The organism is Marinobacter sp. (assembly GCF_052094685.1).
Taxonomy (GTDB): Bacteria; Pseudomonadota; Gammaproteobacteria; order Pseudomonadales; family Oleiphilaceae; genus Marinobacter.
The window spans coordinates 1-19,799 of sequence record NZ_JBQDKB010000069.1; the positions used below are offsets into that span (position 1 = coordinate 1).

A 19,799-nucleotide genomic window follows, 5' to 3' on the forward strand; every position below is an offset into this window, starting at 1 on the left:
GAAGTTACCGACTTTATTATTAAGTTACCAACTATATTATGATCCCACAGAAGGTGTGGCTTTCCTGACCGCGATTACTCAACCGTCACACTTTTGGCTAAATTTCTAGGCTGATCCACGTCTGTACCCTTAAGCACGGCAACGTGATAAGACAGCAGCTGCAACGGAACCGTATACACAATTGGAGCCGTAATTTCGTGCACTTCCGGCAACTGCAACACGTGGATGCCCTCTTCCGGTTTTAGGTTCGCAGCGCGGTCGGCAAACACGAACAACTCGCCGCCCCGGGCACGAACTTCTTCCAGGTTCGATTTTAGCTTCTCGGCCATGTTGTTATTGGGTGCTACTGTGATCACCGGCATTTCGCTGTCTACCAGCGCCAAGGGGCCGTGCTTCAGCTCGCCCGCGGGATAGGCTTCCGCATGGATGTAAGAAATCTCTTTGAGCTTAAGGGCACCTTCCAGAGCCACCGGGAACTGTGAGCCCCGGCCCAGGAATAGGGCATGGTTTTTGTCCATGAACCGCCTGGACATCTCGGCAATCTCACCGTCCAGCGCCAGTACATCGCTGACTTGGCCAGGCACCAAATGCAGGGCTTTAACGATATCTTCTTCCCGCTCTTCGCTCAGGCCGTTCTGGCGTGCCAGTGCCAAAGTAAAGATCAGCAAGGCAGTGAGCTGAGTGGTAAAGGCTTTTGTGGATGCAACGCCAATTTCCGGGCCGGCCTGGGTCATGATCACCAGGTCGGATTCCCGTACCAGGGAGCTACCCGGTACGTTGCAAATGGCCAGCGCGGCACGGAAGCCGGCCTTTTTGGCCTGGCGCAGTGCAGCTAAGGTATCTGCGGTTTCACCAGACTGGGAGATACACAGAAACAGGGTGTCGTTCTGGATAACGTGCTTGCGATAGCGGAACTCGGAGGCTACTTCCACGGAACAGGGTACGCCAGCCAGATCTTCGATCCAGTAGCGAGCAACCATGCCAGCGTGGTAACTGGTGCCGCAGGCAATAATCTGTACGTGGCGGACATCCTTCAATAAATCACCGGCTTCGGTACCAAGAGCTTGCTCCAGTGCCCGTGACTCTGTCACACGGCCTTCCATGGTGGCCTTGATCACTTTCGGCTGCTCATGGATTTCTTTGAGCATAAAGTGGCGGTACTCTCCTTTATCAGCCGCGTCGGCACTGTGCTCGAACCGACTGGTGGTGCGTTCAACCAGCGTGCCCTCGCGATCATGAATTTCGATACTGTCCCGGCGAATATCGGCAAGATCGCCCTCTTCCAAAAACATGAAGCGGTCGGTTACCGGCAACAAAGCAAGCTGGTCGGAGGCAATAAAGTTCTCACCAATGCCTACACCAACCACCAGCGGGCTGCCTTCTCGGCACACCACCATGTGGTCGGGCTCATCCGCATGCACCACGGCCAGTGCGTATGCACCGCGCAGGCGGGTGACAGCAGCCTTCACCGCATCATAAACCTTACCCAGTTCGCGGAAATTCTTTTGAATCAGATGTACAACGACTTCGGTATCGGTCTGGGAAGTAAACTCAAAGCCGTCGGCCTTCAGCTCTTCACGCAGTTCCTGATAGTTCTCGATAATGCCGTTGTGCACGATTGCCAAGCGATCGCCAGACATGTGCGGGTGGGCGTTAAGCTGCGACGGCTCACCATGGGTTGCCCAGCGTGTGTGAGCAATTCCTAGGAAACCAGAAAGCGGGTTGGCTTCTACGGCAGCGCCCAGCGCCGCTACTTTGCCCACTTCCCGCGCGCGCTGAACAGCGCTTTTACCATCCAAAACGGCCATGCCGGCAGAATCATACCCGCGGTATTCCAGGCGGCGCAGGCCCTCAAGAAGAATGCCTTGGACGTCCCGTTCCGAAACTGCACCTACAATGCCACACATGCTGTTTGTCCTGTTCGTGATAAAAGATTGAAGTAAAGATCAGGGGAAAATCGTGTTCAGTGTTTCTCGGGCTTCTGCCAACCGGAAATATTACGCTGGCGGCCCCGTGCCACAGCCAGTTCCTGCTCTGGCACATCTTTGGTGATGGTAGAACCAGCACCGATGGTCGCCCCTGCGGCCACCGTAACCGGGGCGACCAGCGAGCTGTTAGAGCCTACAAACACGCCGTCGCCCAACACGGTCTGGTATTTATTAACACCATCGTAGTTACAAGTAATGGTGCCTGCACCCACGTTTACATCGGCTCCCAGCGTAGCATCACCGACGTAGCTGAGGTGGTTAATTTTACTGCCCTCGCCAACGATGGTCTTTTTGGTCTCAACAAAATTACCCACCTTGGTGTTGGCCGCCAGTTCCGTACCCGGGCGCAGTCGCGCAAAGGGCCCCACCTGGGCATTGGGCCCAACACTGGCCTGTTCAATCACACTGTGGGCATGAATCTGGGCACCATCGGCAATGTTAGCGTCGATGATCACACAACCTGGGCCGATGGACACATGGCTACCTAGGGTCACCTTGCCATTGAATACCACGTTCACATCAATCAACACATCGTTGCCGATGATGAGTTCGCCGCGCACATCTACCCGCGCCGGGTCAGCCAGGGTAGCGCCTTCAGTCATCAAGCGATCTGCTTCTCGTCTCTGGTACCAGCGCTCAAGTTCCGCCAACTGCAGGCGGTTGTTTACACCCTGCACTTCAAACGGGTTGCCCGGCTGAGCGACGTTTACCGTCATACCCGCCTGCACCGCCATAGCGATGATATCCGTAAGATAGTACTCGCCTTGGGCGTTGCTGCTGGAAAGCTGAGGCAACCATGTTTTCAGATGGCTGGCACTGACCGCGAGAATACCGGTGTTCACTTCACAGATTGCCAACTGCTCAGCGCTGGCGTCTTTCTGCTCCACAATGGCCGTAACCTGGCTGGCCTGATTGCGCAAAATACGACCATAGCCCTGAGGGTTATCCAAAGTAACGGTTAACAACCCCAGAGTTTTCTCGTCCAGATCCTCAACCAAGCCCTGCAAGGTGTCTGCGGTGGTTAACGGTACGTCGCCATACAGCACCAACACGCGAGCATTATCTGGCAGATCTGCCAACGTCTGAGCCACCGCATGGCCTGTACCCAGTTGTTGTTCCTGCATCACCCAGCTAACACTGTGGGCGCCGGTAGCCGCCTTTACCTGATCCGCGCCGTGGCCGATCACACCATGAATTTTCTCGGCGCCCAGAGTTAGAGCGGTGTCAATCACGTGATGGAGCATAGGCCGCCCGGCCACTTTGTGCAGTACCTTCGGCAGCGATGACTTCATCCGTGAGCCCTGGCCGGCGGCCAAGATAACAACGTGCAACGGTGACATGGGGCAACAGCTCCCTTACGTGGTCGGGGTTGTATTGATCGTTAAATCAATAAAGGCTAAATCAAAAAAAAACCGCACCTCGCATTGGGTAGCGGGATGCGGCTTTTTTGGGGCAAGCCCTGGCAAACCATTCTATCGAACGTTTTTGCGCAGCTTTTGCAATGTACGTAACTGAGCAGCCGCTTCGGCCAACTCCGCTGCCGCACGAAAATACTCGAACTCACCCGTTTTATTCGCCAGTGCGGCTTCGGCGTCTTTTTGAGCCTGCAAGGCTGCAGCCTCATCAACGTCTTTTGCGCGCACCGCCGTATCGGCCATCAGGGTCACGAGGTTAGGCTGTACTTCCAGGTAGCCCCCAGACACGTACAGGATTTCCTCTTCGCCACCCTGTTTGATGATCCGAACTGCCCCCGGCTTAAGCGCGGACAGCAACGGAGCATGGCCTAACTGAATGCCTAACTCACCCTCGGTGCCGGTAGCGATCAACATCTCTACCAGACCGGAGTAAATCTTCTTTTCAGCGCTTACGACGTCACAATGTACAGTCATAGCCATATCTCTAAGCCTCTTGGGTCAGAAATTGAAAGAAGATTACTTACCTTCTTTCGCTTTCATAGCCTTCGCTTTCTCAACAGCTTCTTCAATGCCGCCGACCATATAGAAGGCCTGCTCTGGCATATCGTCATAGTCGCCGTTGAGAATGCCCTTGAAGCTGCTGATGGTTTCTTTCAAAGAAACGTACTTACCGGGCGAACCGGTGAATACTTCCGCAACGTGGAACGGCTGGGACAGAAAACGCTCGATCTTACGGGCACGGGAAACAGCCATCTTGTCTTCTTCTGACAGCTCATCCATACCCAGGATCGCGATGATGTCTTTCAGTTCCTTGTAGCGCTGCAGGTTGGTCTGCACGCCACGGGCGATTTCGTAATGCTCTTCACCAATAACCAGCGGATCCAGCTGACGCGAGGTGGAATCGAGTGGGTCGATCGCCGGGTAGATACCCTTGGAAGCGATGTCACGACTCAGTACCACAGTGGCGTCAAGGTGGGAGAAAGTGGTTGCTGGAGACGGGTCAGTCAAGTCATCCGCTGGTACGTATACCGCCTGAATCGACGTGATAGAGCCGTCTTTGGTGGAGGTAATACGCTCCTGCAACTCACCCATCTCTTGGGCTAGTGTTGGCTGGTAACCTACCGCTGAAGGCATACGACCCAGCAGTGCAGATACTTCCGTACCGGCCAGGGTGTAACGGTAGATGTTGTCTACGAACAACAGTACGTCACGACCTTCGTCACGGAACTTTTCAGCCATGGTGAGACCGGTTAGAGCTACACGCAGACGGTTTCCGGGAGGCTCGTTCATCTGGCCGTAGACCATTGCTACTTTATCAAGAACGTTAGAGTCCTTCATTTCGTAGTAGAAGTCGTTGCCTTCACGAGTCCGCTCACCAACACCGGCGAATACAGAGAGCCCCGAGTGCTCTTTCGCGATGTTGTTGATCAGTTCCATCATGTTAACGGTTTTGCCTACACCGGCACCGCCAAACAGACCAACCTTACCACCTTTGGCAAACGGGCAGATCAGGTCGATAACCTTGATGCCGGTTTCCAGCAGATCGGCAGAGGCTGCCTGGTCTGCATAGCCAGGTGCTTTGCGATGGATACCCCAGCGCTCTTCTTCACCGATCGGGCCTGCCTCGTCGATCGGGCGACCCAAAACGTCCATGATGCGGCCCAGAGTTTGGGTGCCCACAGGTACGGAAATCGCTTTGTGTGTGTTTTCTGCTTTCAGGCCGCGCTTGAGGCCTTCGGTGCTGCCCATCGCGATGGTACGCACAACGCCGTCACCCAGCTGCTGCTGGACTTCCAGAGTTGTTTCGCCACCTTCAAGCAGCAGTGCGTCGTATATGTTTGGCACGGCGTCACGTGGAAATTCCACGTCGATAACCGCGCCAATGATCTGAACGATGTGTCCGCTACTCATGCTCGGTTCCTCGTTATCTTCATAGTCAATAAAACCAGTAGGATCGTGGCGGATCAGACCGATGCCGCGCCGCTCACAATTTCCGAAATCTCTTGCGTAATGGCTGCCTGACGAGCTTTGTTGTACACCAACTGAAGGTCGTCAATAATCTCACCGGCGTTGTCGGTGGCACTCTTCATGGCAATCATCCGGGCAGCCTGTTCACAAGCAAGATTCTCTACCACACCCTGATATACTTGGGACTCAATAAAACGTGGCAGCAGCCCTTCCAAAATTGGGCGCGCATCCGGTTCATAGATGTAATCCCACTGGCGACCAATGTCTTCTTCCGCACCTTCCGGCAGTGGCAGAAGCTGCTCAGCTTTCGGCATCTGCGTCATGGTGTTCACAAACTCGTTGCTAACCAGGTACAAGCGATCAATCTTGCCGTCCCTGAATGCATCAAGCATTACCTTGACGTTGCCAATCAGCGTTTCAGCACTAGGGGCGTCGCCCAGGTGCGTCAGAGCAGCAATCACATTCCCGCCGTAGTTGCGGAAAAACGATGCCCCTTTTTGCCCGATTGCGCAGAGATCCGTCGCAACATCCTTGTTTTTCCAATCACGCATTTCGCGCACAAGCAGCTTGAACACGTTAGCATTCAAACCACCGCACAGACCGCGATCAGATGAAACAACAATGTAGCCGACACGCTTCACCTCACGTTCAACCATGAACGGATGACGGTAATCTTTGTTGGACTTGGCAATATGTCCAATTACCTGGCGCATCTTTTCTGCGTACGGGCGAGTCGCCTGCATACGTTCCTGAGCTTTACGCATCTTACTGGCCGCCACCATTTCCATGGCGCTGGTAATTTTCTGCGTGCTCTTGATGCTGCCGATCTGGTTACGTATTTCTTTTCCGATGGCCATATGTCACTGCCTTTTCAAGTTAGACACTCATTGGAACCAACAGGCCTGCCGCAGCAGGCCAATGGTATTACCAGGTTTGAGTGGTCTTGAATTTCTCCAGCGCAGCTTTCAGACCAGCGGCAACGTCATCGTTGTACGTACCTGCGGGGCCGATTTTCTCAAGCAGTTCTTTCTGCTCTGCCCGCATCCAGTCCAACAACTGAGCTTCAAACTCAACCACCTTGCTGACTTCTACGTCGTCAAGGAAGCCTTCGTTTGCGGCATACAGAACGGTACCCATTTCAGCCACAGACATGGGGCTGTATTGGTCCTGCTTCATCAGCTCGGTCACGCGCTGACCGTGCTCAAGCTGCTTACGGGTAGATTCGTCGAGATCCGAGGCAAACTGGGCAAAGGCCGCAAGCTCGCGGTACTGAGCCAGTGCCAGACGAATGTTGCCACCCAATTTTTTCATGATCTTGGTCTGGGCAGAACCACCTACCCGAGATACCGAGATACCCGCGTTCATCGCCGGACGAATGCCGGAGTTGAACAGGTTGGTCTCGAGGAAGATCTGGCCGTCGGTAATAGAAATTACGTTGGTCGGTACGAATGCCGACACGTCACCAGCCTGGGTTTCAATGATTGGCAGCGCGGTCAAAGAACCGGTTTTGCCTTTCACTTCACCATTAGTGAACTTTTCAACGTAGTCCGCGTTTACACGGGAGGAGCGCTCCAGCAGACGGGAGTGAAGATAAAAAACGTCACCCGGATAGGCTTCACGGCCCGGCGGACGACGCAACAGCAAGGAAATCTGACGGTAAGCAACGGCCTGTTTGGACAGGTCATCGTATACGATCAGCGCGTCTTCGCCGCGGTCACGGAAGTATTCGCCCATAGTGGTGCCGGAGTATGGCGCCAGAAACTGCATAGCGGCAGGATCTGCTGCACCGGCAGCGACTACTGTGGTGTGAGCCATAGCACCGTGCTCTTCCAGCTTGCGCACAACCGCAGCAATCGAAGACTGCTTCTGGCCGATGGCAACGTAGATACACTTAATGCCAGTGTCTTTCTGGTTGATGATCGCGTCAATGGCAACGGCGGTCTTACCGATCTGACGGTCACCGATGATCAGCTCACGCTGGCCACGGCCAACCGGAACCATGGTATCAATGGCTTTCATACCGGTCTGTACCGGCTCATCAACCGACTGACGCTCGATAACACCAGGCGCTACTTTTTCAACCGGATCGGTCAGCGTGTTACCCAGATCGCCTTTACCGTCAATCGGGTTACCCAAGCCGTCTACAACGCGGCCCAGCAGTTCCGGGCCTACCGGAACTTCCAGAATACGGCCGGTGCAACGTACTTTCTGGCCTTCGGCCAGATCTTCGTAGTCACCCAGAACCACGGCGCCAACAGAGTCACGCTCCAGGTTCAAAGCCATACCGAATGTGCCGTTGGCAAATTCGATCATCTCGCCAGACATAACGTCGGCGAGACCGTGGATCAGCACAATGCCGTCTGCTACAGACAGAATAGTGCCTTCGTTTTTTGCTTCAGAAGTGATATCGAGTTTCTCGATTCTCTTCTTGATGATGTCACTGATCTCGGATGGATTCAGTTGCTGCATGCCTTTGTCCTCAAACCTTTTGCTGAAATCAGGAGCCCAGTGCTTTAGCCATTTTGGCTAGCTTGCCACGGACTGAAGCGTCAATAACCAGATCGCCGGTATTTACCACCACGCCGCCAATCAGCGAACGATCAACAGCGGTTTCCAGGGCGACTTCACGCTCCAGCTTCCTGGACAATGCTTCTGCCAGCTTTTGCTGCTCGTCGGCGGTCATTTCAAACGCCGTACTTACCTTCATCTTAACAGTGCGCTCAAGTTCTGCGCGGTAGAAGGCAAATAGGGTAGAAATTTCCGGCAGCAACGCCAGGCGCTTGCTATCAGCAAGAATCAACAGGAAGTTTCTGAGTGCTTCGGGCATCTGTTCTTCAGCGGTATCGAAAAACAGCTCTGCCTTGCGTTGCTCAGACAGACCAGGATTGGCCAGAATATTCTTTATAGCGTCGTCAGCCGCTAACAAACCAACAAAAGCAAGTGCCTGATCCCAAGAATCAACAGCGTCTTGCTCTTTAGCAGCTTCAAAAACGGCTTTCGCATAGGGCCGGGCTAACGTAGTCAGTTCTGCCATGGGTCCCTCGCTTAGAGTTGTGCGGCCAGCTTATCCAGCATCTCGCTGTGAGCTTTAGCATCGACAGTGGTTTCCAGGATCTTCTCGGCACCGGCAATGGCAAGTACTGCCACTTCTGTCCTAAGTGCATCGCGAGCCTGAACACGCTCCTGTTGAATTTCCGCCTGGGCTTGCTCAATGAGCTTTTCCCCTTCTTTGCGGGCATCGTCTTTAGATGCTTCCACAATTTGGGCGGCGCGCTTGTTGGCCTTATCAATAAGAACAGCAGCTTCTTCTTTGGCTTGCTGCATTTGTTGGGCGGCTTTTTCCTGAGCAAGCTCAAGATCCAGCGAGGCCCTGTCAGCAGCAGAAAGACCATCAGCAATTTTCTTCTGGCGCGCTTCCATGGCAGCCGTAATTGGCGGCCAAACATATTTCACGCAGAACCAGACGAAAATAGCGAAGGCAATCGATTGCCCTATTAACGTAAGGTTTATATTCACGGCAATATACCTCTTGCTATTCGTTGCGTGCTGAAAACCAAAAAATCGGGCGCTCAGATTTCATAATCAGAACCGCGCCCGCATCTCTAGCCTGTAGTTAGCCAGCAACAACGAAGATCAGGTACATCGAGAGACCAACACCGATCATAGGAACGGCGTCCAGCAGGCCGGCCATGATGAAGGCCTTAACCTGCAGTTGGTTTGCCATTTCTGGCTGACGGGCAGTCGCTTCAAGCAGCTTACCACCCAGAAGGCCAAAGCCGATGCCGGTAGCAAGAGCGCCAAACCCGAGAATGATCGCAGCCGCAATGTAAACCATTGAAATATCCATAAAAACTCCTCAGTTTTTCATTTAGTTAAGGGTAAATCTTTTAAAACGTTAATCAGTGTTCTTCGTGTGCTTGTGCCAAATAAACAATTGTTAGCATGGTGAAAATAAAGGCCTGCAGCGGAATAATCAGAATATGGAAAATAGCCCAAGGCACGCTTAACGACCACTGCGCCCAAAACGGCAACAGTGCGATCAGAATAAACACAACTTCACTGGCGTATATGTTACCGAACAGACGCAATGCCAGGCTGAAAGGGCGCACAATCATCACCAGGATTTCCAACACCAGATTCACCGGTATGAGTGCCCAATGATTAAATGGATTCATACCCAGTTCCTTGGCAAAACCAGTAACACCCTTGACCTTAAAGCTATAGAAGATGGTCAGTACAAACACACCAATGGAGATACCAAAGGTAGCGTTGGGATCAACGGTAGGAACAATTTTGAAGTATTCAAGCCCCAAAGCCTGTGCAAGCACCGGAATAAAGTCAACCGGAACCAGATCAAGCGCACTCATTAATAGAATCCATACGAACAGCGTCAACGCCAGCGGAGCAATCAACGGGTTGCGACCGTGAAAGCCATCGCGTACTAAGCCATCAATAAATTCGAACGAAATTTCAGCCAGATTCTGTAAGCCGCCAGGCACTCCGGTGGTAGCGCGCTTGGCTACAAAACGAAACAGGCCAAGAAACAACAAGCCCATGGCAATGGACCAGCCTAGCGTATCAACGTGAACAGCCATGAAGCCCATATCGGATGCTTCCTGCGCGGTGCGCGCGAAGGTCCAACTTGTTTCGCTCATGACACTACCATCAAAGCGCTCGTAGCCAGCATCGAGCTTGCCATAAGTCAGATTTTGAAGGTGGTGCTTTATATACTCTACTGGGGTACCAGCCATACCGCTCTCGTCCAGTTATCGCCGTGGTTGCGGCCGTATCAGCCAGCGCAATGCGCCGCCTGTTACAACCATCACAGCAAAAGTGAATAACAAAGCCGGCACATGTACCGGCTCTATTAAAATGAAAACAGCCGCAAAAAAAACTGCGGTCAGGGCGATTTTGGTGGATTCCGCCCGAAACAAATTCCCCACCATCAGGCGCATTTGACGCGCGCCCTCATACCGATAAACCCGGCGTACGAACCAAGCATTTGGCACTATAAAAATAAGACCGCCGATAAACGCGGAATAACTGGCCAAAGGGCTGTGAAGCGACCACAACAGGCTGATAACGACTAATCCTGTAAACTCAATGGTCAGCCAACGAGCCAAAGGAATGTGGGTGATTCGAGATTGCCGAGATTTCATACCACCGCCATCATTCCAATCGCGCGAAATTATATGTTTTAAGCACTTTGTGTTCAACCAAGCTTTGCACGAAAACAGGCTGAAATTTCATCAAAGTGGGATCAGAAGCCGCCATTTATCACACAATTTGTGGCTAGCGTCGGTTATGGTCACGACATCTGGTGTTTATTGTTCTTTAGGCCAAGATGCTGATTTTATTTTCCATTTAACGGATATGACCCAAAATACCGTCCAGTTCATCCAGTGAACTATACTCAATAACCAGTTTGCCCTTGCCCCGCTGCCCGTGGGCAATCGATACCTTCGCCCCTAAACGCTCGGCGAGATCATCTTGCAGAGCCCGAATATTAGGATCGACGGCCCCTGACTTGGCCGGTTTGCCATTTGCTGCCTCTTGCTGAACCTTACGAACAAGGGCTTCCGTTTGGCGGACCGACAAGGACTTGGCGACGACCTGTTTTGCGACCTGCATCTGCTGTTCTGGCGAGAGCGTCAGCATGGCTCGTCCGTGGCCCATTTCCAGGTCGCCGTGCTCGAGCATTAAACGCACATCTTCCGTTAAGCCAATCAAGCGCAGAAGATTGGTGATGGTGGTACGGGATTTACCCACAGCTTCGGCCACCTGGGCTTGAGTCAGGCCAAACTCTTCCTGCAAGCGCTGAAGGGCGAAGGCTTCTTCGATGGGGTTCAGGTTTTCGCGCTGTATGTTCTCGATAAGCGCCATTGCGATGGCGGCTTCATCAGAAACATCCCGAACAATGGCCGGTATGCTGTCTAATTCTGCCATCTGGGTAGCGCGCCAACGACGCTCACCAGCAATCAACTCATAGCGGCCTTCAGCAATAAGACGCACCACAACCGGCTGCATGACGCCCTGCTGGCGAATGGAATCTGCCAGTTCCTGCAGAGCCGCAGGATCCATGTCACGGCGAGGCTGATAGCGGCCACGCTGGATCAGATCGATGGGAACCTGTCGCAACTCACCGTCGTGGTCTTTCGGCTCCTGATCCAAGTTAACCCTGGAACCGGCCAGCAAGGCTCCTAGCCCGCGCTCGCCCAATCCTCGTTTCTTCGCCGCCATGGTATCAGTCATTCTTCCCGTTAATAGTCGTTGTACATCTGTAAAAAGAGACGAGGGGGTATGTTACACCGCAACCTGAGCTGCTGTCTTTTTTGACCCGTGGCGGCGTACCATTTCCCCGGCCAGCGCCAAGTACGCAATAGCGCCTTTGGATGCCTTATCGTATTTCAGAGCAGGCATCCCGTAGCTAGGCGCTTCGGCCAAGCGTACGTTACGGGGAATGACTGCGCGATAAACCTTATCCCCAAAATACTCGTTTAGCTGACCAGACACATCCAGCGTGAGGCTGTTGCGAGGGTCATACATGGTTCTAAGAATACCTTCCATTTCCAGGTTCGGATTAACCGTCTCCTTGATCTGCTCCACGGTATTCATCAAAGCAGCCAAGCCCTCCAAAGCATAGTACTCACACTGCATGGGGATAAGTACCGAGTCGGCGGAAGAGAGCGCATTCACGGTCAACAGACTGAGTGAGGGCGGGCAGTCGATCAGAATGTAATCGTAGTTTTCGCGAATGCTATTAATGGCAAGCCGGAGCCGATACTCACGACCGATCTCGTTCATCAACTCCACCTCGGCCGCCGTCAGGTCGCCGTTGGAGGGAATGATATCAAAGCCAGATGCTTCTGCCGGGATGATAACCTCGGCAGCAGTGGCGCGCTTGGTGAGCAGGTCGTAACCGGAAAGTTCCAGGCTGCTTTTATCCACACCACTGCCCATGGTGGCATTGCCCTGCGGATCCATATCCACCAGCAAAACCCGGCGCTTGGTAGCGGCCAATGAGGCTGCAAGGTTGACGCAGGTGGTGGTTTTGCCCACACCGCCTTTTTGATTGGTCACTGCAATCACGCGCGCCATGTCTCGGCTCCTTGTTTCCGAATACAGTTGCTGAATACAGCTGCGGGTTTCCGGGGTTACTCGCTACCGGAATGGCTCTCTAACCGGGTTATTCTCTACCCGTGTCGTACTGTCCGGGCCACAACCAGCAGATGCCTCTCACCCCCGGCGCCGGGAACGTTAAGAGAATGGCTAGATGATACCTGCCAGTCAGCAGGAAGGGCAGCCACCTCATCATCCGGAAACTGACCTTTCATGGCAAGGAAGCTGCCCTCATTCACCAACAGACCACCACACCAAGCTACTATATTGTCCAGCGCCGTAAACGCCCGGCTGCTGATCTGGCTGAACGGTTGTTCCGGTTTACAGTCTTCCGCACGGCCATGGATCACGTCTACGTTTTTCAGGCCAAGTTCCAGCACACACTGATTCAGGAAGCGGGTTTTCTTACCGTTACTGTCCAGCAATGTGAAGCGCTTTTCTGGCAGCACTATGGCCAGGGGAATACCTGGCAACCCTCCGCCGGCACCCACATCGAGCAAATGCTCCGTGGTTACCCAAGGCAAAATACTGAGACTATCAAGCAATTGCCGGGAAACCATTTCGCTCTCATCGCGCACGGCAGTGAGGTTGTAAGCCCGGTTCCATTTATTGAGCAGTGCCAAAAACGCCAGCAGCTGCTGTTGCTGGCTTTCGTTTAGGGAAAGTTGCATCTCAGCCAGCCCTTCCCGGAGCTGACGTGGCCAGTGTGTTTGGGTCATGGCAGTGTTCAGGCGCTCTGTTTGCGCAGAAGATCACGCTTTTTCAAATGCACCAAAACCTGCGAGATCGCCGCCGGCGTAACACCCTGAATTCGCGATGCCTGGGCAACGGTCTCTGGCCGAACCTCTTTCAGCTTCTGCTTGATTTCGTTGGACAAACCACCGATGACATCGTAATCCAGATCAATAGGCAGCGCGGTGTTTTCATTCCGGCGCAAACGCTCGATTTCATCGTTCTGGCGAGAAATATAGCCTTCATACTTGATCTCAATTTCGACCTGATCCGCCACCACCGGATCTTCCGCATGCGCGGCACCAATCTCGGCAATATGACTATAGACAATCTCCGGGCGACGAAGCAGCTCAGCCAGGGTGTGATCCCGGGTCATCGGCTGCTTGAGAAAGCCGTTGGCGCGATCACCTGCTTCAGTAGAAGGGTGAATACGGGTTGATTCTAGGCGGCTACGCTCTGTGGCAATCGCCTCAAATTTGGCGGTAAACTTTTGCCAGCGCACGTCATCTACCAAGCCCAACTTGCGGCCGGTTTCGGTCAGGCGCAGATCGGCGTTGTCTTCACGCAAAATAAGGCGGTATTCCGCACGGCTGGTAAACATACGGTAAGGCTCACTGGTACCCATGGTGATCAGATCGTCTACCAACACGCCGAGATAAGCCTCATCCCGGCGCGGATACCATTCACTTTTTTCCTGGGCGCGAAGAGCCGCGTTGATGCCAGCGAGCAGACCTTGGGCGCCCGCTTCTTCATAACCGGTGGTGCCGTTAATTTGGCCAGCAAAATAAAGGCCCTGAATAAACTTGGTTTCCAGGGTGTGGCGCAAATCCTGTGGGTTCAGGTAGTCGTATTCGATGGCGTAGCCGGGCCGGGTGATATGAGCGTTCTCAAACCCGGGGATTGTGCGCACCGCCGCAAGCTGAACATCAAACGGCAGGCTGGTAGAAATGCCATTCGGGTACAACTCATGAGTAGTTAGGCCTTCGGGCTCTACAAAGATCTGATGGGAGTCTTTGTCAGCAAAGCGACTGACCTTGTCTTCAATGGACGGGCAATAACGCGGCCCAACGCCTTCAATGTTGCCGGCAAACATGGGCGAACGATCGAAACCGCTGCGGATAATATCGTGAGTTTCTTCGGTGGTGCGGGTTACGTAGCAGCAAACCTGCTCCGGGTGTTGATCCCGGCTGCCCACAAAAGACATAACCGGCGCGGGATTGTCGCCCCACTGCTCCTGCATCACAGAGAAATCGACACTGCGAGCATCAATACGCGGCGGTGTGCCGGTTTTCAGCCGGCCCACATTGAACGGCAACTCCCGTAAACGCTGAGCCAGCGCATTGGCGGGCGCATCGCCAGCTCGGCCGCCAGAGTGTTGCTGCATGCCAATGTGGATAACACCACCAAGGAAAGTGCCTGTCGTCAGTACCACGGTTTTGGCGTTAAACCGAATGCCGGTCTGGGACACCACACCCGTAACCTGATCGTTTTCCACAATCAGATCGTCTGCAGCCTGCTGAAACAGGGTGAGATTGGACTGGTTTTCCAACGTGTGACGGATAGCTGCCTTGTACAGAACCCGATCCGCCTGGGCGCGCGTGGCCCGCACCGCCGGGCCTTTACGGCTATTAAGCACACGAAATTGGATGCCAGCCAAGTCGGTCGCATGAGCCATGGCTCCGCCAAGGGCGTCGATTTCCTTCACCAGGTGGCTTTTGCCAATGCCCCCGATGGCCGGGTTACAGGACATCTGCCCCAGGGTTTCGATGTTATGGGTCAACAGCAGGGTTTGAGAGCCCATACGCGCCGCCGCAAGCGCGGCCTCGGTACCGGCATGGCCGCCACCAATGACAATAACATCGAAACGGGTTGGAAAATCCACAGTTCACCTCGGAATTCGGGGGATAAAAACAGGGCGGGGAGTATAACGTTTCACTCGGGAAATTGCAGTCAGAATGTGCAAATTTTAACCAGGAATGGATACGGATAATAGCTTTCGGGTAACGCGCCTTGGGCAACCCCCCAGGTTGGTATCGTTTTTTGTATTTTGAAAAACCGAAATCACCGGATTTTCATAGGCTTGGGCAGCTCTTTTCACAAAAGTTTTTAATGAAGTTATCCACAAAAAAAGCACCTATCAAACACCTTTAAAAGATAACTAACTTGTTGTTTTTATTTTGTTTTAAAAAATTCATCAAGAGCTTATACGCAGCTTATTCAACTATTTATCCACAACTTGCGCCTGCACTCTTTGCCGCAGTCGCCACACGGCTATCAACACAAGCCCGTTGACCAATGACAGCAATAGGAAGAATGCCGGAATTCCCACATTAAACACGCCCAGAACAAGAATTCCCGCCAGTGCACTCACCACCATGAACAACGCGTTGATCACGTTCAGTGCCGCGATGATTCGCGCGCGCTTGAGTTGTGGGGTTTCATGCTGAATAAATGCGTAAAGAGGCACAATGAACAACCCGCCGCAAACGCCAATGCCTACCAAATCAATCAGTACACGGATGTAAACCGGATCTGTGATTAACATCCACCAGGTAGAGGGTTCCGGGCTGGCAGGTACCGCAAAGAACAGATCCACGCCTAGCAGGGTCAGTCCAAGGGCGCCCCAAGGCACGGGCGCCAGGGTGATACGATGCCGGGTGAGGCGTTCGCACATCATGGAGCCAATCGAGATACCCACAATAAACATGGACAACAGCAAGGTAACCACGGTTTCGTCTCCCTGGAGATTGCTTTGGGCAAAGTTGGGGAATTGGGTGAGGTAGGCCGCGCCAAGAAACCAGAACCAGGAGATAGCCAGAATCGCCCACAACACCGGCTTGCGTTCGGCAGCCACGCCCATCAGGCGCCAGGTTTCACGAACCGGCCGAAAGCGCACCGCCAACCGGTTACTGGCTGTCCCGGTTTCTGGCACCTGTCGCGCAGCCACGTAGCCCAGAACCGCCATTACCAGAACACCGACAGCCGTAAGTTTTGCGGCCGCCTCAACGCCCATTAACAAGCCTGCCGCAATGGTGCCAAGCAAAATGGCTACAAAGGTCCCCATGCTGACCAAACCGTTACCGCCTACAAGCTCATCCTCACCAAGCACCTGGGGCAGAATGGCGTACTTCACCGGCCCGAAGAACGTAGACTGGGTGCCCATAAGAAACAGCAACACCAGCAGCCCTTCGTACCAGCCAAGCCACAACGCCAAAGCAGCAATCGCCATGATGCCTATCTCTGCCAGCTTTACCTTGCGGATTATCGCAGCTTTTTCATAGTAGTCGGCTATCTGCCCGGCAATGCCGGAGAACAGGAAAAACGGCAAGATAAACAGGAAGGCAGCCAGGTTGATCACCGTGTTCACTGAAAGCCCAAACAAGCCGGTAGTCTGATAAGCAATCAGCAGCAGCAACGCGTTTTTATAGAGGTTGTCATTGAACGCACCGGAAAACTGGGTGAGATAAAACGGCAAGAAACGCCGCTGCCCCAGTAAACGGAACTGACTGTGTTTGACCATGAAAACATCCGGATTGTTGGTTACGCCAGACCTCTCAATAGTCTGGCTAACTGGCGTCGGGCAAAGATGCCTGACGTTCCAGCTCATGTTCAATGGCATTGGCCGATTTGGCAAACCCGGCAAGCAGGTTGTAGAGCACTGGTATGATAAACAACGTAAGGGTGGTCGCAAAAATCAGCCCGCCCAGAATTACCATACCAATAGCCGCCCTGCTCTCGGCACCCGCACCGGTGGCGATAACCAAAGGCACCGCACCAAAGACCGTGGATATAGTGGTCATCAGTACCGGCCGGAAACGTAAGAACGCGCCTGCCAGAATTGCATCCTTCACAGCGTAGCCTTCATCCCGCAGCTGGTTCGCAAACTCCACAATCAATATGCCGTTTTTCGACATTAACCCCAGTAGCATGATGATCCCTATTTGGCTGTAAATGTTCAGGCTAATGCCAGCCCACCACAGGGCCATTAATGCGCCGGTTAAGGCCAGGGGCACCGGCAACATAATGATCAGCGGGTGAATCCAGCTTTCAAACTGGGCCGCCAGTACCAGGAACACAATAATAAAAGCCAACCCGAAGGTAACGTAAATAGCAGAGGATGATTCCTGAAACTCCCGGGATAATCCCCGATAGCTCACTCGTGCCTCCGGTGGCAAGTTATCCACAGACAGATTGTTCAGATACGTCAGGGCAGAACCAAGGTCATAACCATCAGCCAGAGAGGCACTTATGATCACAGCCGGAAGCCGATCAATCCGCCGTAGATCCGGGTTGGCGCCAACTTCTTCAACGGATACCAATGCTTGAAGAGGAATGAGTGCGCCACCTTCTCGTGGTCGCAAAAAAATCTGCCCAAGGTCGGCCGGGGTGGCACGGTCAGCATCAGCCGCCTGCATGATCACATCGTATTCACGACCACGATCGAGATACGTTGTTACCTGCCGGGACGCAAGCATGGTTTGCAAGGTCAGGCCTACATCCTCAACCGTTATGTCCAGATCGGCTGCACGCTCACGATCAATGGTCAGGCGCAGTTCTGGGCGGGTTAGCTCAAAGTCGGTTTCCAGATTCAGTAGATCCGGGTTTTCCTTGGCCCGCTCAACAATTTCCTCACTCCAGGCCTGAACCGATTCGTAATCTGGGCCGGCGATGACAAATTCCACAGGTTGGCTGAATCCTCTTTGCCCCAACCCCGGAGGATTCACCGGTACAACCCGGACACCGGCAACCTGGCTTAGTTTGCCCCGCAGTTCGTTGGTGATCTGTTGCTGCTTGATGTCCCTCTCTTCCCAGGGCGCCAAACCCATGATCATGAAGGCGTTATCTTCTTCGTTCCGGAACCCGACGATGGAGAGCAGGCGATCCGCGGCGCCGGACTCAAGGTAAGGCAACAGCTGCGCCTCTGCTTTACGTACATAATGATCCGTGAACTCTACAGTCGCTCCCCGGGGCGCACTGACAGGCATGATAATAACGCCACGATCTTCTGTAGGCGCAAGCTCCTGAGGCAGCTTGGGATAAATCACGACGGCAACAATCAACCCCACAAAACCAAGACCTAGCAATAAACCAGGCTGATTCAGGGAGAAACGCAAAAGCCGTTGGTATCCATTGGTCAGGCCATTCAAAACGTTTTCGCTGGCCGCCCACAGGCGATGCCCTTCTAACGTTTCCGGGCTATGCCTGAGCCATTTCGAACACAGCATGGGCGCCAATGTAAGCGCGACCAGACTGGACACCACCACGGCAGCCGCGAGCGTAAAGCCAAATTCCGCAAACAGGCGGCCAATATTGCCCCCCATGAACGAAATGGGCACAAACACCGCCACTAGCGTCAACGTCGTGGCGATAACGGCGAAAGCGACTTGTTTGGCGCCGCGATATGAGGCCAATAGCGGCGGCTCACCCTCGTCTATTCGGCGCTGGATGTTTTCCAGCATCACGATGGCATCGTCTACAACCAAGCCAATGGCCAGAATCACCGCCAACAGCGTCAATACGTTGATCGAAAAACCCAGGAACCCCAGGCCTATAAAAGCGCCGATAACCGAGACCGGAATAGTCACGGCTGGAATCAAGGTGGCTCGCCAGGAGCGTAGAAAAAGGAAAATCACGAGAATCACCAAAGACACGGCAATCGCAAGCGTTATGACCACTTCCTTGATTGAAGCCCGGATAAAAATGGATTCGTCATAGCTCTCGGCGATCGTGACTTCCGGCGGCAGGGTTTCACGAATGTTCTTCAGTTCTGCCTGAACACCATCAGACACCGCGACTGTGTTGGCTTTAGACTGGCGGATAATCCCCATACCGATGGCTGTTTTACCGTTGGCACGAAGACGGCCTACGTCGGATTCTACCCCCATCTGAACGTTGGCAACCTCGCCCAAGCGCAGCAAGTCGTTGTTATCTCTTCGGATGACAAGATTGCGAAACTCTTCGACTGAGGTTAACCGGCCTTCCGCCCGAACTGTAAAGTTTCTGGTGGAGGAGTCGATTGAACCCGCCGGCAACTCTACATTGTTGGAGCGCAGGGCTCTTTCCACCTCCGCCACCGTGATGTTTCTGGCCGCCAGCCTTTCTCTGTCAAGCCAAACCCGAATGGCATAACGTCGTTCACCGCCAATACGTATGTCTGCGACCCCGTCCAGAACGGAAAACCGATCCGCCAGAACCCGATCTGCAAAGTCGCTCAGCTCAGCCGCGTCCCAGACATCACTTTGCAGGGTTACCCACATCATCGGACGGGCATCAGAATTCGCCTTACTGACTACCGGCGGATCCGCTTCATCGGGAAGTTCGTTAGCAACCCGGGAAACGGCATCGCGAACGTCATTGGCTGCGATATCCACATCCCGGGATGTGGAAAACTCTATGCTGGTTCGGGATTCGCCCTGCTCGGTAGACGAGTCGATAGATCGAATACCTTCAATTCCGCTGATCGCCCCTTCGATCACCTGTGTGATCTGCGTATCTACAACTTCTGCTGCTGCGCCTGTGTAGTTGGTGGAAATGGACACCACAGGCGGATCAATATCGGGGTACTCGCGCACCGGTA

General features: G+C 53.6%; 17 protein-coding genes. All 17 read right to left on the minus strand.

Annotated features, from left to right (window positions below; all coding sequences use genetic code 11):
* Window positions 1–74: 74 nt before the first annotated feature.
* The gene (gene glmS / locus ACTH3S_RS13325) at window positions 75–1,907 is read right to left on the minus strand and encodes a glutamine--fructose-6-phosphate transaminase (isomerizing) (protein ID WP_441809495.1); all 1,833 of its coding nucleotides are present in this window, start codon (window positions 1,905–1,907) and stop codon (window positions 75–77) included.
* A gap of 56 nt (window positions 1,908–1,963) precedes the next feature.
* On the minus strand, window positions 1,964–3,328 hold the full coding sequence (gene glmU, locus ACTH3S_RS13330) for a bifunctional UDP-N-acetylglucosamine diphosphorylase/glucosamine-1-phosphate N-acetyltransferase GlmU (RefSeq protein ID WP_441809496.1): 1,365 nt from the start codon (window positions 3,326–3,328) through the stop codon (window positions 1,964–1,966).
* 132 nt (window positions 3,329–3,460) lie between these two features.
* A complete protein-coding gene (locus ACTH3S_RS13335; protein ID WP_441809497.1) occupies window positions 3,461–3,883 on the minus strand; it encodes a F0F1 ATP synthase subunit epsilon in 423 nt (140 codons plus the stop codon).
* 36 nt (window positions 3,884–3,919) lie between these two features.
* Window positions 3,920–5,314, minus strand: a complete 1,395-nt coding sequence (gene atpD, locus ACTH3S_RS13340) for a F0F1 ATP synthase subunit beta (protein WP_441809498.1) — start codon at window positions 5,312–5,314, stop codon at window positions 3,920–3,922.
* Between the two features lie 53 nt (window positions 5,315–5,367).
* Window positions 5,368–6,228, minus strand: a complete 861-nt coding sequence (atpG, locus tag ACTH3S_RS13345; RefSeq protein ID WP_441809499.1) for a F0F1 ATP synthase subunit gamma — start codon at window positions 6,226–6,228, stop codon at window positions 5,368–5,370.
* A gap of 67 nt (window positions 6,229–6,295) precedes the next feature.
* Window positions 6,296–7,840 (minus strand): F0F1 ATP synthase subunit alpha, encoded by a 1,545-nt coding sequence (gene atpA, locus ACTH3S_RS13350; protein ID WP_441809500.1) that lies wholly within the window; start codon window positions 7,838–7,840, stop codon window positions 6,296–6,298.
* A gap of 28 nt (window positions 7,841–7,868) precedes the next feature.
* Window positions 7,869–8,405, minus strand: a complete 537-nt coding sequence (locus tag ACTH3S_RS13355) for a F0F1 ATP synthase subunit delta (RefSeq protein ID WP_441809501.1) — start codon at window positions 8,403–8,405, stop codon at window positions 7,869–7,871.
* A gap of 11 nt (window positions 8,406–8,416) precedes the next feature.
* Window positions 8,417–8,887, minus strand: a complete 471-nt coding sequence (locus ACTH3S_RS13360; RefSeq protein ID WP_441809502.1) for a F0F1 ATP synthase subunit B — start codon at window positions 8,885–8,887, stop codon at window positions 8,417–8,419.
* A gap of 97 nt (window positions 8,888–8,984) precedes the next feature.
* Window positions 8,985–9,218 (minus strand): F0F1 ATP synthase subunit C, encoded by a 234-nt coding sequence (gene atpE, locus ACTH3S_RS13365; protein ID WP_441809503.1) that lies wholly within the window; start codon window positions 9,216–9,218, stop codon window positions 8,985–8,987.
* A 52-nt stretch (window positions 9,219–9,270) separates the two neighbouring features.
* Window positions 9,271–10,122, minus strand: coding sequence for a F0F1 ATP synthase subunit A (gene atpB, locus ACTH3S_RS13370; RefSeq protein WP_441809504.1), 852 nt, complete (start codon window positions 10,120–10,122; stop codon window positions 9,271–9,273).
* 15 nt (window positions 10,123–10,137) lie between these two features.
* Entirely contained in the window at window positions 10,138–10,530 is a 393-nt protein-coding gene (locus tag ACTH3S_RS13375) for an ATP synthase subunit I (RefSeq protein WP_441809505.1), read from the minus strand.
* 205 nt (window positions 10,531–10,735) lie between these two features.
* Window positions 10,736–11,611, minus strand: coding sequence for a ParB/RepB/Spo0J family partition protein (locus ACTH3S_RS13380; protein WP_441809511.1), 876 nt, complete (start codon window positions 11,609–11,611; stop codon window positions 10,736–10,738).
* A gap of 63 nt (window positions 11,612–11,674) precedes the next feature.
* Window positions 11,675–12,469 (minus strand): ParA family protein, encoded by a 795-nt coding sequence (locus ACTH3S_RS13385; protein ID WP_441809506.1) that lies wholly within the window; start codon window positions 12,467–12,469, stop codon window positions 11,675–11,677.
* 95 nt (window positions 12,470–12,564) lie between these two features.
* A complete protein-coding gene (gene rsmG, locus ACTH3S_RS13390) occupies window positions 12,565–13,209 on the minus strand; it encodes a 16S rRNA (guanine(527)-N(7))-methyltransferase RsmG (protein ID WP_441809507.1) in 645 nt (214 codons plus the stop codon).
* 8 nt (window positions 13,210–13,217) lie between these two features.
* Window positions 13,218–15,104, minus strand: a complete 1,887-nt coding sequence (gene mnmG, locus ACTH3S_RS13395; protein ID WP_441809508.1) for a tRNA uridine-5-carboxymethylaminomethyl(34) synthesis enzyme MnmG — start codon at window positions 15,102–15,104, stop codon at window positions 13,218–13,220.
* Window positions 15,105–15,443: 339 nt separating this feature from the next.
* Complete coding sequence (locus ACTH3S_RS13400) at window positions 15,444–16,742, minus strand: MFS transporter (RefSeq protein ID WP_441809509.1); 1,299 nt, start codon at window positions 16,740–16,742, stop codon at window positions 15,444–15,446.
* Between the two features lie 46 nt (window positions 16,743–16,788).
* The coding region (locus ACTH3S_RS13405; protein ID WP_441809510.1) for an efflux RND transporter permease subunit at window positions 16,789–19,799 on the minus strand (3,011 nt) is incomplete at its 5' end.

What these genes read in the sequence shown, in the direction of transcription:
- atpE (WP_441809503.1), bottom strand. Translation starts at nt 9,218, where the DNA reads ATGGATATTTCAATGGTTTACATTGCGGCTGCGATCATTCTCGGGTTT.
- ACTH3S_RS13380 (WP_441809511.1), bottom strand. Translation starts at nt 11,611, where the DNA reads ATGGCGGCGAAGAAACGAGGATTGGGCGAGCGCGGGCTAGGAGCCTTG.
- ACTH3S_RS13335 (WP_441809497.1), bottom strand. Translation starts at nt 3,883, where the DNA reads ATGGCTATGACTGTACATTGTGACGTCGTAAGCGCTGAAAAGAAGATT.
- atpA (WP_441809500.1), bottom strand. Translation starts at nt 7,840, where the DNA reads ATGCAGCAACTGAATCCATCCGAGATCAGTGACATCATCAAGAAGAGA.
- glmU (WP_441809496.1), bottom strand. Translation starts at nt 3,328, where the DNA reads ATGTCACCGTTGCACGTTGTTATCTTGGCCGCCGGCCAGGGCTCACGG.
- rsmG (WP_441809507.1), bottom strand. Translation starts at nt 13,209, where the DNA reads ATGACCCAAACACACTGGCCACGTCAGCTCCGGGAAGGGCTGGCTGAG.
- ACTH3S_RS13375 (WP_441809505.1), bottom strand. Translation starts at nt 10,530, where the DNA reads ATGAAATCTCGGCAATCTCGAATCACCCACATTCCTTTGGCTCGTTGG.
- atpD (WP_441809498.1), bottom strand. Translation starts at nt 5,314, where the DNA reads ATGAGTAGCGGACACATCGTTCAGATCATTGGCGCGGTTATCGACGTG.
- ACTH3S_RS13355 (WP_441809501.1), bottom strand. Translation starts at nt 8,405, where the DNA reads ATGGCAGAACTGACTACGTTAGCCCGGCCCTATGCGAAAGCCGTTTTT.
- atpG (WP_441809499.1), bottom strand. Translation starts at nt 6,228, where the DNA reads ATGGCCATCGGAAAAGAAATACGTAACCAGATCGGCAGCATCAAGAGC.
- ACTH3S_RS13385 (WP_441809506.1), bottom strand. Translation starts at nt 12,469, where the DNA reads ATGGCGCGCGTGATTGCAGTGACCAATCAAAAAGGCGGTGTGGGCAAA.
- atpB (WP_441809504.1), bottom strand. Translation starts at nt 10,122, where the DNA reads ATGGCTGGTACCCCAGTAGAGTATATAAAGCACCACCTTCAAAATCTG.
- ACTH3S_RS13400 (WP_441809509.1), bottom strand. Translation starts at nt 16,742, where the DNA reads ATGGTCAAACACAGTCAGTTCCGTTTACTGGGGCAGCGGCGTTTCTTG.
- glmS (WP_441809495.1), bottom strand. Translation starts at nt 1,907, where the DNA reads ATGTGTGGCATTGTAGGTGCAGTTTCGGAACGGGACGTCCAAGGCATT.